The sequence below is a fragment of the Sphingomonas sp. dw_22 genome (assembly GCF_018449795.1).
GTDB lineage: Bacteria > Pseudomonadota > Alphaproteobacteria > Sphingomonadales > Sphingomonadaceae > Sphingomonas.
The window spans coordinates 1-14,791 of sequence record NZ_JAAVVE010000003.1 but is presented as its reverse complement, the minus strand read 5'-3'; the positions used below and the strand labels follow the sequence as shown (position 1 = coordinate 14,791).

Annotated in this window: 13 protein-coding genes; 6 read left to right on the top strand and 7 right to left on the bottom strand. The window is 61.4% G+C overall.

The window, feature by feature from the left end:
- Positions 1–325: 325 nt before the first annotated feature.
- Positions 326–1,915, bottom strand: coding sequence for a hypothetical protein (locus HB724_RS01975; protein ID WP_213979226.1), 1,590 nt, complete (start codon positions 1,913–1,915; stop codon positions 326–328).
- A 466-nt stretch (positions 1,916–2,381) separates the two neighbouring features.
- The gene (locus HB724_RS01970; RefSeq protein WP_256731257.1) at positions 2,382–3,185 is read right to left on the bottom strand and encodes an energy transducer TonB; all 804 of its coding nucleotides are present in this window, start codon (positions 3,183–3,185) and stop codon (positions 2,382–2,384) included.
- Positions 3,186–3,569: 384 nt separating this feature from the next.
- On the opposite strand from HB724_RS01970, the gene HB724_RS01965 reads away from it, so the two are divergent.
- From HB724_RS01965 to HB724_RS01945, 5 genes are all read left to right on the top strand, one after another.
- Complete coding sequence (locus HB724_RS01965) at positions 3,570–4,628, top strand: IS110 family transposase (protein WP_213979334.1); 1,059 nt, start codon at positions 3,570–3,572, stop codon at positions 4,626–4,628.
- Between the two features lie 289 nt (positions 4,629–4,917).
- A complete protein-coding gene (locus HB724_RS01960) occupies positions 4,918–5,352 on the top strand; it encodes a transposase (protein WP_256731255.1) in 435 nt (144 codons plus the stop codon).
- Positions 5,349–5,696, top strand: coding sequence for an IS66 family insertion sequence element accessory protein TnpB (gene tnpB, locus HB724_RS01955; RefSeq protein WP_213979225.1), 348 nt, complete (start codon positions 5,349–5,351; stop codon positions 5,694–5,696). Before HB724_RS01960 ends, tnpB begins: the two co-directional genes overlap by 4 nt.
- A 124-nt stretch (positions 5,697–5,820) precedes the next feature.
- Positions 5,821–7,311, top strand: a complete 1,491-nt coding sequence (locus tag HB724_RS01950) for an IS66 family transposase (protein WP_218625037.1) — start codon at positions 5,821–5,823, stop codon at positions 7,309–7,311.
- Positions 7,308–7,904 (top strand): plasmid pRiA4b ORF-3 family protein, encoded by a 597-nt coding sequence (locus tag HB724_RS01945; RefSeq protein ID WP_213979224.1) that lies wholly within the window; start codon positions 7,308–7,310, stop codon positions 7,902–7,904. The genes HB724_RS01950 and HB724_RS01945 overlap by 4 nt, the downstream gene beginning before the upstream one ends.
- Positions 7,905–8,081: 177 nt before the next feature.
- On the opposite strand, the gene HB724_RS01940 is transcribed toward HB724_RS01945, so the two are convergent.
- The 3 genes from HB724_RS01940 to HB724_RS01930 are packed head-to-tail and all read right to left on the bottom strand — an operon-like array spanning position 8,082 to position 12,302.
- Positions 8,082–10,439 (bottom strand): hypothetical protein, encoded by a 2,358-nt coding sequence (locus HB724_RS01940; protein WP_213979223.1) that lies wholly within the window; start codon positions 10,437–10,439, stop codon positions 8,082–8,084.
- On the bottom strand, positions 10,436–11,296 hold the full coding sequence (locus HB724_RS01935; protein WP_213979222.1) for a hypothetical protein: 861 nt from the start codon (positions 11,294–11,296) through the stop codon (positions 10,436–10,438). The genes HB724_RS01940 and HB724_RS01935 overlap by 4 nt, the downstream gene beginning before the upstream one ends.
- Before the next feature lie 16 nt (positions 11,297–11,312).
- On the bottom strand, positions 11,313–12,302 hold the full coding sequence (locus HB724_RS01930) for a hypothetical protein (protein ID WP_213979221.1): 990 nt from the start codon (positions 12,300–12,302) through the stop codon (positions 11,313–11,315).
- A gap of 528 nt (positions 12,303–12,830) precedes the next feature.
- Between HB724_RS01930 and HB724_RS01925 the strand changes: the two genes are divergently transcribed.
- Entirely contained in the window at positions 12,831–13,571 is a 741-nt protein-coding gene (locus HB724_RS01925) for an A24 family peptidase (protein ID WP_213979220.1), read from the top strand.
- Between the two features lie 217 nt (positions 13,572–13,788).
- Here HB724_RS01925 and HB724_RS01920 read toward each other — a convergent pair whose 3' ends face one another.
- Positions 13,789–13,998, bottom strand: a complete 210-nt coding sequence (locus HB724_RS01920; protein WP_213979219.1) for a hypothetical protein — start codon at positions 13,996–13,998, stop codon at positions 13,789–13,791.
- Positions 13,999–14,034: 36 nt separating this feature from the next.
- Positions 14,035–14,637 carry a hypothetical protein gene (locus tag HB724_RS01915; protein ID WP_256731254.1) on the bottom strand — a complete coding sequence of 201 codons (603 nt, stop codon included), beginning with the start codon at positions 14,635–14,637 and terminating at the stop codon, positions 14,035–14,037.
- Between the last annotated feature and the right edge of the window lie 154 nt (positions 14,638–14,791).

Below are 14,791 nucleotides of genomic sequence, written 5' to 3'. Positions count from 1 at the left end.
TGATTCGCCTAGCTAGGGAATCCCCCAGTATCGAGCAAAATGAAGGTCGGTCCGGGCCGAGAAGCGCGCAATACCGTGGTTCTTGGCGGGGCGCTCCAAACGTCAAGTCATTGAAAGCCGGGTGCTGCCCTCTCCTTTCGAGCGTCGGACCTGCCTCGTCGGCTCTGGAATGAAACCAGATTGGCTGCTTTTCCTGGCTGTCCTGGTCGACCTACAAAAGTTGCAACCTCGGCACCCAGGGAGTGCACGGCCGGATACGACCGTCGTCATGCTCATGGAGACAGGCAATCGTCGAGCCGCTTCGCCTCCTTCGATCAGGACTGGGTCATGCCGGCGCGTGCAACTGCACCTTGTACGGTGCCGCGATCGTCGAGAGGGTCACCGTGCCGGTGATCGTCCCGCCCAACCCCGCCAGCAATGCGATCATCACATCGCCGAATCCGCCCCAGGTCGCATTTGGCACCCAAAGAGCCCCCACCCCGATCGCTGTCGTGAGCGCGACGCTGATCAGCAAATTCAATGCGTCGATCAGATGCAGCCTTAAACGAAGACTACCCAACGTCAGCTCGTGGGGCGCCCACCGGACGCGCGTGGTGGTGTGGTCGACCCGAGCAAAGGAGCGAGCGCTTGAAGTCGTGTTATCGAGCGCGTCCTCGAACGCATTGACCGCTTGCCACGCGGCGTCCGCGCTTGTCCCCTGGATCGCCTGCCGCGCGTCGCGCAGCGCGTTCCTTGCGGTAGGTGGATCCTTCAGGTCATGAAACTTGCTTTCCAGCTTCGCGAAGTTCCGGAGCGCGGGCAGCATGGATTTCAGCAAGTCGATGCGCGTTGCGGCATCTGCATTCGCTTTGTTCTCGAGCCCTGCGGCTAGCTTGGTCAGTTCCTCGATGGCTTGTTCGCAGACCGATCTGCTCTCCGATTGCGCGGCGGCGAGCGTGCCGCGCAATTCGAGATATTCATCGCGGACGCTCAGAGCGTTGATCTGCTGGACCGTCCTGGTGCGCTTGCTATCCTGCCAGAAGAAGGCGACCGCGCCCGCCAGCGCGCCGAGAACGAGCCAAAATATGGCGACGCCGACCGGTCTGCGGACCGCGAATTCAGCGCTGGCTGTGGGCGGTGTCAGATCGTCCTGCTCGATGGTTATGTCGGCGCGGAACCTGCCATTCGGCAAGTCAGGGACGGCAAGATCGCATTTGAAGTTCTGTCCGGGGGCTAAGGACTTTGGCGCGGGCAACGGGCACGCCGCCTTTTGATCTCGCGTGATCGCGAACTTGCCTCCGCCTTCGTCTTGCATGATCGCGGCTGACGGAGGGCCCTTCAATGTGACGCTACGCGGACCCCGGTTCGTCACCGTGACAGGTATTTTGTGGCCGCCACCAACTTCGAAGCGGCCGCCTTCGATCGCTGCAATCGGCGAAGCGCCGAGGTCAAGGAGCTTCCGAGTCACACGCAGACGCACGACATGGGATGTATTCTTTCCGCTGGTCGAATCCAGTTCATCGACCGCCACCTCGGTTTCATAGACGTCGAGGGTCGATGCCTTGCCCTTGAAGGTCAGCCGTTTGGATCGGTGCGCGCCGATCTCGACTTTCTCCGGCTCCTCAGCGGTGAGTTCTTTGTCGTCCAGCCACCAGCTGAGCTTGCAGTCATCGACCTCGGGTCGGTTGCATTCTGATTTGTTCGAGCGCTGAACCGCGCGGGCTACGACGAAGAGCGTCGCCAGCGTTGGCCCATTGTTGGCGATGACATACACGTACGAGATCGACGGTGTCGGCGCGACCGCGTCCTCCGCGGTCTTGTTATCTATGCCGGGTGTGACCGTGACGTTGGTCTGAGCGAACGCGCTCGGGCTGAGCAGCGAAATCCCGGCAATCAGCGCAGCGAGTGCTGGTCTAATCCTGATGAACCACCGCATTTGCCCCCCGGGGTGTCGGCTGTTGAGATGAGCGCGCATTCATCGCGATCGAAGGTGTGCAGCCAATGTCGACGGACACGCTGGCTCGAAGGAACTTCAAGTCCGCGACCGGCGGCCTGTGATCTACTACATTTCGACCATGAGATCACAGCAGAATCAAGCACACGTTGATTCCGGGTTCTTCAAGGTCTCAGGCCGAATCTTACGGTGCAGCTAATAATTTTGTCGCGATTATTGACAAAAATGGCTCTGGCCGGACCAGAGGGGTCGGTTCAACGGGAGATCCGGCAGCCGTTGCAGAACTGCGCGCTCATGCTGAAAACATCGCGATCCGCCCTGCTCGCGCCGAACGCTGGCGCGCGAGGAACCTTTCGCAGGTCAATGCAGAGGGGCCCCGGGGCTCGCGGGGCGGTCGAAGCTTGGCTTGAAGCGGCGGCCGATCGCCGTCCCCCCGGCCGAGCACGATCTACCGAACAGCGAGAACGGTTGCGGCGGATGAATCAATCTCGACCACGAACTGTAATCGCGCGGGAAGTCCCGCCGGCATTGGCGGCAGCGGCTGTGCGCGTTCGAGGGCCTCGAGTGCGGCGACGTCCAATGCGCTCGACCCCGAGCTTTTTTGGATCCAGCTCTCTACCACCTGGCCGCTGCGATCGAGACTGAATGCAAGACGCGTCACGCCCGCGACCCGCAGCGCGCGGGCTTCGGCAGGATAGCGCGCATTGCGGGCGATAAGATCGTTCAGGCGCCGCTGATAGTCGCTTAACAGTTCGGTGTCGGGCGCGCCGTCGGCGTATGTCTCGACGCCCGTTTCTGCGGCCGTGGCCGACGCCAACTCCTCATGGACTGCCGCCGCCGCGCGCTTCGGCGCAATGTCCGCAAGGCTGGACGGGGCCGCGGGACTCGGGCCTGGAATCTCGGCGGCGCGCACAGCATAGGCGGCAGCGGCCTTTCGCTTTTCCAGATCCTCACCCTTCAGGGGCAGTAGTTCGATAACGAGCGGCTGGGATGCCGAACCAAGTTCACGACGCTGCGGATATACGGAGAGGCCCCAGATAATACCGCCAAGAATCAGCGCGTTGCCCCCGCAAGACAAGAGCATGGCGACGACATTGATCTTGCTCGATCCTAACATGGCGACTCGCTGACGGGCGCTGCCGGCTAGTAGCTTGGCACAGTGACCGGTGTAAGACAGGATTTGAACGCCCGCAGGGCCTTCGACTGTTTGCACATAGCGGCGCGGCGATCCATCTCGTTCCACATCCGACATGGCCGGAGACAGGGTGCGCTTTGCGGATGGGCGGCGCCTCTACCGGAATTCACTCGCCGCCTTTGGATCGAATGACCGAGTAGCAGGTAGGTACTTGCGTGCCGCGCGAAAACCGGCATGGTTGAGAACAGGGCACGCTGCACATAGGGACAGCGTGCGGGCCGCAACATCGCAGCGGTCGTCCCACGGGACGCCCGACCTGCTCGCAGGCTCATTCGGTCATCAACCGCACGCGGCAGCGGCTTGCGCCGTTCGTGGCTCCAGCTTCGGAGCCATGAACGGCTCCGGCTGTCGTCTCCAAAGAGAGTCCCCATCTTGAGCGCACAAACCGAGGACAAGCGAGCGCGGAAGGGCCGCTCCAGCCGCAATGCAGAATTCGCGAAGATCAAGGCGATAGGTCTCGATATCAGCAAGTCCGTCTTCCAAGTTCACGCCAATGATGCGAACGGTGCGCTCGTCATGGTGAAGCGGCTCGCACGAGAACAGCTTTTGCCATTTTTCGCCGATCTGCCGCCCTGCCTTGTTGGAATGGAGACGGGACCAGCGGCCCATCATTGGGCTCGGGAAATTACGAAGCTCGGTCACGACGCACGCCTCATGCCCGCCATGTTCGTGAAGCCGTTCCGCACCGGGGAGAAAACCGATTCCAACGATGCCAAGGCCATCTGCGAGGCCCTGGTTCGCCCCCAGATGCGGTTCATTCCGACCAAGTCCACCGACCACCAGGGCGTGGTCGCCCTGCATTCGTCGCGGGTGCTGCTGATCAAGCAACGGACTCAGATCGTGAACACGCTGCGATCTCTCTTCGCCGAGTACGGCGTCGTCACCAAGGTCGGAGTCGTGCACGTCGTGCGCGTGGCCGAACAGCTTGGTTCAAGCGAGCTTGCCTTCATCCCGTCGCATGCGCGAATGGTGGGACTGGTGTTGCTCGATCAATACAAGGTGCTGGCACAGCAGGTCGAAATCCTTGAGGAAGCTCTTGATCGCTGGCACAAGCAGGATGACGTCTCCCGGCGCCTGGCGACAATCCCGGGTGTCGGCTTGATCACGGCGAGCGCGCTCGCAGCTCTCACCATAGACCCGGCACGGTTTGCCACCGGCCGTCACTTTGCGTCTTGGCTAGGCCTCGCGCCATCCCAAAACTCGAGCGGGCCCAATGTCCGCATGGGGAGAATATCTCGGCGCGGGAATGGCTATCTCCGCAGGCTGCTCGTGACCAGCGCGCTCCCCAAGGTGCGCTATGCGATCAGCAAGCCGGCCGAAGGAGATCCGCGCACGGTCGAGATGCTGAGGCGACGGCCGGTGAAGGTGGTGACGGTCGCCGCCGCCAATCGCAACGCCCGCATTGCTTGGGCCCTGATGACCCGCGGCGGCACTTACGATCCAGAGTATAGCGTGAAGAGAGCGCGCCGCGCTGCCAACGATGTTGCGGCCCCCTGCTAGCAGCCCACAAAGCAAACCGGCCGGGAAATAATGCGGATCAGCCTGGAAAATTTCTTGGCTCTCGAAGCCCCGGCAAAAGATAGGGATCCGCATGCGTTGGACCTACTAGCACTCGATGTTGCACTGGATTCTGCGCCCGATCAGGTGCTCAGAGAGCCTTGCGTTCTGCAATGCGGTGGTCCGTCGGCGCGAGCTGGCGGGCCGCCGCTTCCCCGTAAGCGTGGCCTGAAGGCCGCCTTGCCGGATGGCTGGCCAGCGGGCTGATTGCCGCTCTTTGGGCGGAGCATTGATGTCAGACGAGATCGTGGAGCCAGCGGGCGAACGAGCGAGTGGTCGTATGAGCGGTCGGATCCAGATCGTCGGGCGCGTTTCAGGTCGGCGGCACTGGACCGTGGAGCAGAAGCTGGCGATCCTGCGCGACGCATTCGGGCCCGAGGGGTCGGTTCGCGCGGCGGTCGAGCGCCACGAGGCCGGCAGCGGCGCGATCTATACCTGGCGTCGGCAGGCGATGTCGGGCGCACTGACGGGCGTGACTGTGCCGTCGCAACCAAGCTTCGCCGAGGTGCAGATTGCCGGGCCTGCAACGACCTTGCCGGCGCCAGCCGTCGCGCAGCCTGGCCTCGGCCGGATCAGGATCGAGCTGCCGACCGGCGTGCGGCTGACTGTTGATGCATCGGTCGATGCCGACGCGCTATCTCGAGTGATCGGCGTTCTGGCGCGATGATCCCGCTTCCCCCTTTGACGCGGATATTCCTGGCATGCGGCGCGACCGATATGCGCAAGGGGTTCGACGGCCTGGCGGTGCTGGTGCAGCAGGCCTTGCAGCAGAGCCCGCATTCCGGCGCTTTGTTCGCGTTTCGCGGCAAGCGCGGCGATCTGGTCAAGCTGCTCTGGTACGACGGCCAGGGACTGTGCCTGTTCTCCAAGCGGTTGGACCGCGGCCGGTTCGTCTGGCCATCAACCGCGACCGGCTCGGTCGCCATGACCGCGGCCCAGCTTTCGATGCTCCTCGAAGGTATCGATTGGCGACGCCCGGAACGCACTTTCACGCCTTCGCTGGCGGGTTAAAAGCCCCCGGATTCAGGCGGTTTTCCTGGCCCAAAGATGCCCGATCTGTTATGTAATCGCGGTGTCGGACGCAGGCTTTTCCCTCCCTGACAAAGACGCTCGCATCGCCGAGATCGAAGCCGCATTGGCGTCGGCTCGCGCCGATATTTCCGCGCGCGACATCCTCATCGACACGCTGCGCGTGCAGATCGCGCGTCTCAGGCGGATGCAGTTCGGCGCCTCCTCCGAGAAGCTGTCCCAGGAGATCGCACAACTGGAGCTGGCACTCGAGGAGCTTGAGGCCGAGGCCGTCGCGGCCAGCACACAGCGCGCCGATCCCGTCAGCGCAGAGCGACCAACGCCCATCCGCGCGCTCCCGGCACACCTACCGCGCGAGGAGCTGCGGATCGAGCCAGAGCAAGGCAGTTGCACCTGCCCCGAGTGCGGTGGGGCCTTGCGTCCGCTGGGTCAGGACAGCGACGAGATGCTCGACGCCGTGCCCGTCCAGTGGCGCGTCGTGCGCACCATCCGCCCCAAGTATAGCTGCCGGGTTTGCGACAAGGTCGTGCAGGCCACCGCCCCGGTGAAGGCGATCGCGCGCGGCAAGGCGACGTTCGCAACGCTGGCCCATGTCGTCGTCGCCAAGTTCGATCATCATCTGCCGCTCTATCGCCAGGCAGAGATGATGGCGGCGCAGGGCATCGAGCTGGATCGCTCGACGCTCGCCGGCTGGGCCGGCCAGGCATCGGCGCTGCTCGATCCGATCGTCAGCCGCATCCGCGAGGTCGGGCTGGGTGCCGCCAAGATCCACACCGACGACACGCCGGTGCCGATGCTCGACCCGGGCCGCGGCAAGACCGCGACCGGCAGGCTATGGGCCTATGTCGTCGATGATCGCGGCTCCGGCGCCGCCAGTCCACCGCTGGTCTGGTATCACTTCACCCAGGATCGCACCGGCGCCCATCCCAGAGCCCAGCTCGGCCGCTTCACCGGCTTTCTTCAGGCCGACGGCTATGCCGGCTACGATCAGCTCTACACCACCAACCGCATCACCGAAGTCGCCTGCTGGGCGCACTTCCGGCGCAAGATCTTCGACATCCACACCACCAGCCCGACGCCGCTCACCACCGACCTGCTGACCCGGATCGCCAGCCTCTATAAAATCGAGGATGAGATCCGCGGGGCGCCACCAGATGTCCGACGAAGAACCCGCCTGGAGCGCGCAACGCCCGTGATCGAGGCGCTTTGCATCGCCCTCGACGATGCGCTGCGACGCCTCTCGCCAAAGTCCGAAGTCGCCAAGGCCATCGCCTATGGCCGCAAGCACTGGATTGCGCTCACCCGGTTCGTCGAGGACAGTCGGCTCGAGATCGACAACAACATTGCCGAGCGAGCCATCCGCAGCATCGCGATCGGCCGGAAGAACTGGCTGTTCGCCGGATCCAAGGCCGGCGGCGAGCGCGCCGCCGCGATCTACACCGTCATCGAGACCTGCAAGCTCAACACTGTCGAGCCGCAGGCGTACATCGCCGACGTCATCGCCAAGATCGCCGGCGACTGGCCCGCATCGCGTTGGGATGAGCTCATGCCCTGGAACTGGACAGCCGACCAAGCCCCGGTCAGCATGGCAGCATGACCGACCAGATCGCGCGGATTCGCATCACACTCGACGACATCGAGCCTGCCATCTGGCGGCGGGTCGAACTGCCGCTCTCCAACAGCCTCAAGACCCTGCACCTCGCGATCCAGGCAGTCATGCTGTTCGAGAACTACCATCTGTTCCGCTTCGATGTTGACGAGGCCAGCTACGGAATCTGCTTCGACGACGACTATATGGACCCGCCGACCCGCGACGCAGGCAACATCCGCCTTGCAAAGCTCATCGAACGCGGCGTCACAGCCTTTGCCTACACCTATGATTTCGGCGATGACTGGCGGCACGGCATCGTGATCGAAGAGGTTCTGCCCGCCGATCCAACGACCGCTTATCCCCGGTTCGTCGATGGCGACCGTCGCGCGCCGCCCGAGGACGTCGGCGGTCCACCGGGGTTCGAGGAATTTCTCGATGCCATGGCCAGGCCACGCCATCCAGAGCACAAATCCGTGCTCGAATGGTATGGGCGCGTCTTTGATCCAAACGACATCAGCTCGAACGAAATCAACGCGCGAATGGCAACGCTCGCCAAACGTGCTTCCGGCAAAGCCGCCCGCGCCAGCACAAAAGCCTGATAGTCAAGGCGGCCGTCAGACCACGCTTACGCTTCCCCAAGAAATGGAAATCGTCAACGGCGCGGACGTTCGGCCAGCGCAGCAAAAACATTGCCTTCTGAAGCGTGCTCTTGAAAGCGCAGCCCTTCTCGCGGATCTCACCAAGGGCGAAAGGTCCGTACGTCGATCGCGATCTCGTTAGGTGTCACTGGACATGGGGACCAGCATGAAATCGCGAAGGTATCTCAGCTCAACCTGGTCGGCATAGGGAAGCTGAAGATCGGCCAGCACGCTATCGACCAGCGATATCGTAGTCTGAGCCTCCTCGACATTCGGCGACATCAAAACACGACCACAATTGGCATAGACGCGGGCGATGGGAGGCACCGTTCTGAGCTCATCGCTCATCAATTCCAAGACCCTTTTCATCATCGCGTCGAGCCCATTGTCCGAATAGGCGTCCGCCGAGATGAGCGGGCCGAACAGCTTCTTGAAGACATACGCGCCCACCAGATTCACAGAAAGCTGACGATCGATTTGACCGGCCGCATAGCCGTGCGCGCTGTCACCTGAGAAATTCAGATCAAGGGTCTCGAGAGCGCTTTCCATCATCGAAACGCCCTTGTCGAAATAGGAGATGATCTCATCCGCTTGGAGGATGTCCAGTGGCACCTCCCCAGGGCCGAATGCCGAATACGGTGTGCTGTTCTCGATCGCCTGAAGTACCGCGACCGACTGATAGAGTGCAGCCAGTTCAACCGTGTCACGAAGAGATGAAAGAGGAGCAGCGTGATCGCGTCGAAAGCCCCACTGGACAATATTGGCGGAGAGAACCTCCTTCGCGTCGTCGAAGTCGGAGCGTGATCGAATGGCAAATCGCAGCGCGAGCGCTTTGGTGTAATTCGCCTCGCGAACGAAGACAGCGTGGGCGCGTCCCGTTGATTGCTCGATGCAGCGCTGCGCGCATTCGAGAGCAGAGGTCCACGCTCCGACAGCCAGGAAGATACAGGCAGCGAGCAGCTGGCCCTCGGGCTTCGTCCATGCGCCTTGAATCAGTGGCCCCAGCTGTTCGATGACTTCTCGAATTTCTGGCAATCCGCCGTCGGTGACAAGGCGGTCAAGAAGTTGGTCGATGCCTCTGCTCGCCTCCAGGTTGGAGCGGCTCGGAGTCAGATGCGGGCCAAGATAGATCATTGGCGCGCGGCGAAGGCCCTTTTGAGCCCGTCCTTCCGCTAAGTCGGTCAGATTGCGACTGAGTTGGTCGAGTGCCTGCATCGAAAGAATGCGCGAATGGTGTCCCCGGATTCGCGAGAGAGTTTCGCCCAGCATCTGACTGGCGGTCTTCAACGCGTCCGGCTGCGTCAGGCGTTCGGCAACCCGCTGAATGGACTCGCTGTCTTCGGAAAAATATCGCGAATTAACGGTGACTAGGCGTCGAGCAGCCTCTGCCCACTGCGAGAACAACGGCCCCGTAGATTCCTTGGGCTTTTCGCTCCCATCTTCCACCGCTGACGGCGACGGCGCCTGGTCCAGCTCAAACAACTGCTCCACCGCTCGCTCGACGGCTAGGAACACGGTTCGAACGTCGTCCTCGATCTCCACCCCTTGGAGCGTGCTGAGCATGTTCGAGAAATTGAGCAGCGGCGAGTAGACCCGCGGATGACGTATGAACAACGGAATGCCTTGTTCCTCGAGGGCATCGCGTCGCTCCGAGACAGCGTCCAAGATTGCTTGGTCCGCCGTGATAAACAGGAACTGCAGTCGCCTCGACTCCCCGCACGCTTCGGGATTGCATCGATACAGCGCCTCTATCCCCGCGAGGGTCGCCGCGTCATGCTCGATACGGTGGCGCAGATCCTGTTCGCTTCGATTTGAAATCGGCGCATGCCGCTTGCGGTTCGCATCTAGCTTACGCCGATGCAAAAGCAGGCTCGTTCTCCATCTCGCTAGATCGCGATGAAGAACTTTGCTTTCGGCGTTCGCCCAAAATGTCATTCCCTGAAAGGGAACAATCGCTCGCCTCTGCCCGAAACACCGATCCAAGCGCCGTTCGACCGAAGTCGCGCGTTTGAGGACCGCGAGGATCTCGCGAGGAACCACGAGCGACGCTTTCTTGAGCAGTTCGCGTGGATCTTCGATCGCCTGGAGGTCATCGAGCGGATCAATCTTGATCGCCTCCGCAGTTCGGACAACTTGGCGTTCAAGCTTACCGACACGCGCAAGGGTCTCGTTCCAGTGGAACGGACTGATATATCCGTTGCCTTTGCTTTTCCCGTTATTTTGGCCGGGCAGCCCTCCAGAGAGCAGATACTCAGTCGTCAGGCGATGCCCCACACGTACCGCCACGGAGTCCCTTAGCAGTTCTCCGAATGTGAGGCCGCCTAACCCGCCGCCTTCACCAATCTGGAGAAAATGTTCGATGACGTTTGTGTCGAAGATATAGACGATCTCTTGAGCTTCTCCATCGATCTGATCGGCACGGTTCTGCCTGATCGCTTCTCGCACGTGCTCTGCAGCTTGCAGATACTGGTCAAAGGCCGGTGACGGGGAATTCATGACAGAAGTTGTGCCAGCTTGGGGAACTCGGCCACACTCTTGGCGGGCGGAAATACCACGTAGACGGTATCCGCTTCTTCAAGTTCGAATTCGCTCGATGTCAGCCTTTCCCAGATATTTCCCCATTGTTCTACCGAAGTCGGCACCGTCGCCTTCGGTTCCTCAGGCAGCAAGCGTCGCGCCAGGTTGGAGATGAATGCCCGACCACCGGGCTCGGTCGGTGATGCGGCACGCTCTAGAGCTTGGGAGAACTGCATGCGCAACTCAAACCAGGCCCCAGATAAGTCGTCTTCCCGCCAGGAGAGATAGCGATCGACGAGAAGGCGCATGAACTCGTCCTGCCAATATTCACCTCCGTCGAAGAGTTCCTCAAAGAAGCTGAGGTGCATTTGGTTCACGGGTGTCGTGCTCACCGCCTGAACGAGCACGCGAACGAGTTCCTCGGTGTTCGGCAAGTCATGTTTTCCCAGCGCGCGAAGAAAGAGGCGGACCTGCGCCACCAGATCGCCCGGCGGACAAAGGGGCGGCAAGCTGCGCCAAAATTCTATGGCGAGAGCCAGTTCGTCGGTGTCCAATCCTACCTGATCCCACTCGCGTATTTGCGTCTCGATCGCGTGCCGCAGTGCCTCCGCGAGTCTCGGGTGCCGGCCCCGAAGCGTTTGAAACACCCCGAAGAGTTGCCCGCGCGCGGAGAGTTCAAGATTCAAGCGCAGCGGATAGAAGGCGAGGTGCTCGTTGGGAGTCCCCGCCTCAGCCTCGAGCCTTTCGAAGCTTGAGCGGAGCCAATCAATGTAATCTCGCTCGTCCCATCGCAATGATTGCATTTCGAGCTCCTGAATGCCGCTCAGACTATACAAGCCCAGGTCTCCCAACTCATGTAAGCGCCACCTCGAGGTGATCTACCATTGCCGATAGATCGCGCGCATCCAGCAGACGAACGTGAAGATGGTCGCCGAAAATATCGTAGTCGATCGCTGGCGCCTTGCCGATATAGACGCATTCAAATCGCAGAGGATGAAACCACATCCTGCGCGCAACGACCTCGGGACCGCCATCGAGCATGTCCGGCGTGCTCGGGGCGGAACGGAGCCGATAGAGATCGGCGGTGCTCCCGCACCCTTCTTTTTGCCGAAGTGCGTCGACGCGATGCTTGAAGAGCGGGTTGGCTATGCCGTCAAGGATAGTCGGGCGGCGGATCATATGCCGCTTCGCGTTGAAGATCGCCCTGGCTCGAATGAGGAACAGCGCTGTCCCATCGTCATAGGGTAGCCCCAGCCAATCTCGGACGCGGCCGGCAGATTGTGTCGATGGGAACGGCAGGCCAGGATTGGCCATCGCGAATTCACCCCAGCGCGACGCCCAGACCGGCGCCGGTCGTGGGCGCGCGCGGGGCGTTCGACGGAAGGCCCTGGCAAGTCGGAACCGCAGCGGGGACAGCGGATCGTTGATGTTCGCGGCTAACTGCTCGTAGTCCGCATCGCGAAGCGTGTTCGGAATCGCCTTGAGATCGTATGGTGAGAAGCGCCGGTCCGCTGCAACTGGGTCGATCCACGGCGATGACCGGATAAGTTCCCCAATATCCGCAGCAGACTTTACCGTCATCCATTGGCCTTCCGTGGTCAGGGGTTCAGGCCCCTTATATTGAAAGGTCTCCGGCGTGCCGAAAGCGATCGAGAGAAAATGCGGTTGCCAGCGATGCCACTTCGGACCCGACGGATGGGTAGCGAGGTCGCCGACATCAGTCAGGAATTGACGGGCGATGGCGCTCGGGAGGTCTTCTAGGGGCCACATTCCGTCGAACAGATTGACAAGGAACCGACGGCCGCCTTCGGTATGTTTCAACTCCTCCAGCAACTTCCTCATTGTTCAAGTAGCCCCCTAGCCAACCGTATTCCCTGGCAACGCTCCTCGGGAAGCTTGTGCATCTTCTCGAGTGCCGCGCTTTGGACGGATCATTGCCGCCTCAAAGCTGTGGTTTTCAAGGAGACCGGCCCGCACCGGCCCTTCGCCAACTCTCGCGTGTTCGGGGTGTCGCGATCGTTCTTGGGCGAAAGCGGGAATGGCTCCCGCGACTATTGGCGCAGGAAGGATTTGGCTGGCTTGTCGAACCCGGTTTCGGCACGTGCGCGCGGTCCCCCCGACCAGATCATTGCGATCGTGTACTGCAACTGAGAGCTTGTCACTCCAATTTCACAGTCGCCGCATATCAATAGACACTTGGCGCGCCTCAATTTGGCAAGAACTGAGAAAAAATATCTCACTTTGCTTTGCGCGAGGCAACATCCATCAGTTCGTCGTAACCTTGCCTCGCTCCGATCGGCACTGGATCGTGTCGATCACGGGGGCACGTGATGCGTCGGACCATGATCGACAACCGCCGGGGAAGCCAAAATGCTGGTATTGCTGCTCGGTTTTCTGGGCTTCATCGTCGGCAGTTTCATTGCGGTCCTGGTAATTCGCTGGCCACAGGGCCGCGGCAGTGTCTTCGGCCGATCCTGCTGCGACAGTTGCGGCCGGACGCTTTCGCCCGCCGAGTTGATTCCGATCGTGAGTGCTGCGGTGCAGCGGCATCGATGTCGAAGCTGTTCGGCGCGAATTCCGTCGATTCATTGGCAGATTGAGACCGCAGCCGCTGTCATTGGAGTGCTGGCCGGCATTTCCGCGCCTCTTTTTCAGGCAATCGCCGGCGCGGTCTTCGGTTGGCTCCTGCTAGCGCTCGCGGCTATAGATTTGACCGCGTTGCTGCTTCCAAATGCCCTGACGGCGGCTCTCGCGCTCACGGGTCTCGGGCTCGGTCTCACGCCACAGCTTTCAGAACGGCTGATAGGGGGTTTGGCCGGTTTCGTCGTGCTCTGGGGCGTGAAGGGGCTCTATCGCGCATTGCGCGGGAGGGAGGGCCTGGGAGCCGGCGACCCTAAGCTTCTGGGAGCAATTGGGTGCTGGCTGGGGTGGCGCGCACTGCCCCAAGTGCTGCTTGGGGCGAGCCTGTTGGGGCTCGGCTACGTGTTGATTGAGCGCATGCGCGGAAACAGATTAGCGGGCGATCATCGGTTGCCCTTTGGGGCCGCTCTGGCAGCTGCCGGCTTCCTGGCTTGGGGGGCCTCTTCTTCCGTTGCTTCCGCATGGCGCTAGACCTCGGCGGGAAGTTACCTCATCTTTGATGCCGCTGCTGGGCTTTCGCGATAATCTCGATCGCGGACTCAGCCTCGGTCTTTGACCCGAAGTGCACATCGAGCCACTGTTCTCGCGCCTCGCAGAAGATTCCCCACCGCGAAGAAAGTTCGCGCTCCGGACGAAGCCGGGCAGTCAGGGCGTGGAGGAGCATTTGGCATGCGTAGGCGCGGGCCGACTATATGACAAATAGAAGACGACCGCCAAGACGAACAGAGCCGCAAAAGGGAATTGCGGAATGGATTTCGCTTATTTCTTGAAGTAACGCACGCACTTCATCCGCTTCTACTATGACGCAGGTGTAGTCTAAAATCAGCTCTCTACGGTTCATCTCCAGGAATTTGGCGAGTTTCTGGACGGGCAGGTCAATATCTTGCTTCAGCCCCATCGCGTCATGCTTGTTGTCCCCGGTTCGCGAGAGCAATCAATAGAGCGGGTCGCGCACCGCATTCGGAAGCGGGTCCACATGGCCCCAGAACCGCGCAATCGCGCGTGCGTAGCGCCTGAGATCATCGGGCCGGACCCGCAGCTCTTCGCTGACAGGAGCGGGATCGGGCGCAAGGTCGTAGTAATCGAGCATGGGACTGTCCCAGAGCTGCGGCGCAGCGACCTTCAGCTTGTCGCATGAACTTCCGTCGCCGTGGCGCGCCACGTTGGCGACAAGGTGCAATTCGGAGAGGTCGCCGACAATCCCGGCCCTCACGAGATCGATGGCGGTGATGCGATCGGCGGCCTCAAGCGTTGCCTCGAGCTTCTGGGCCTTCACGCCGTGCACGCCGGTCCAACGGGCGAGCTGGCGCTCAAAGATGCCATCCAGGGTTAGCGCGAAGGCCTTCGCCGCTTCGTTGGCAATGTGGTTGTCTACCTGAGCGGCGCACCGGTCTAGGAACTCGGCGATGTCGGCCGTCGGCCCCACTGCCAGCGTGTCATGGGTGGTGAGTTCGCCGAGCGTTTTGAGGACCACACGCTGGTAGAATCGGTCGGCATTCGCCTGAAACACGCGAGGGAGTTGATCGGCGTGCATCATTGGGCCTGCGGCACAATACGATCAATGAAGTAGGTGTAACCGGCATCGAGTTGGACCCCGTAGGCCTTGCTTTCATCGCGCCTCACTTTGTCGAAGTGAAGCGTGTCATTGCCGACCACGATCTTGACGAAATAATCTCGTGGCTGAGGGTCTG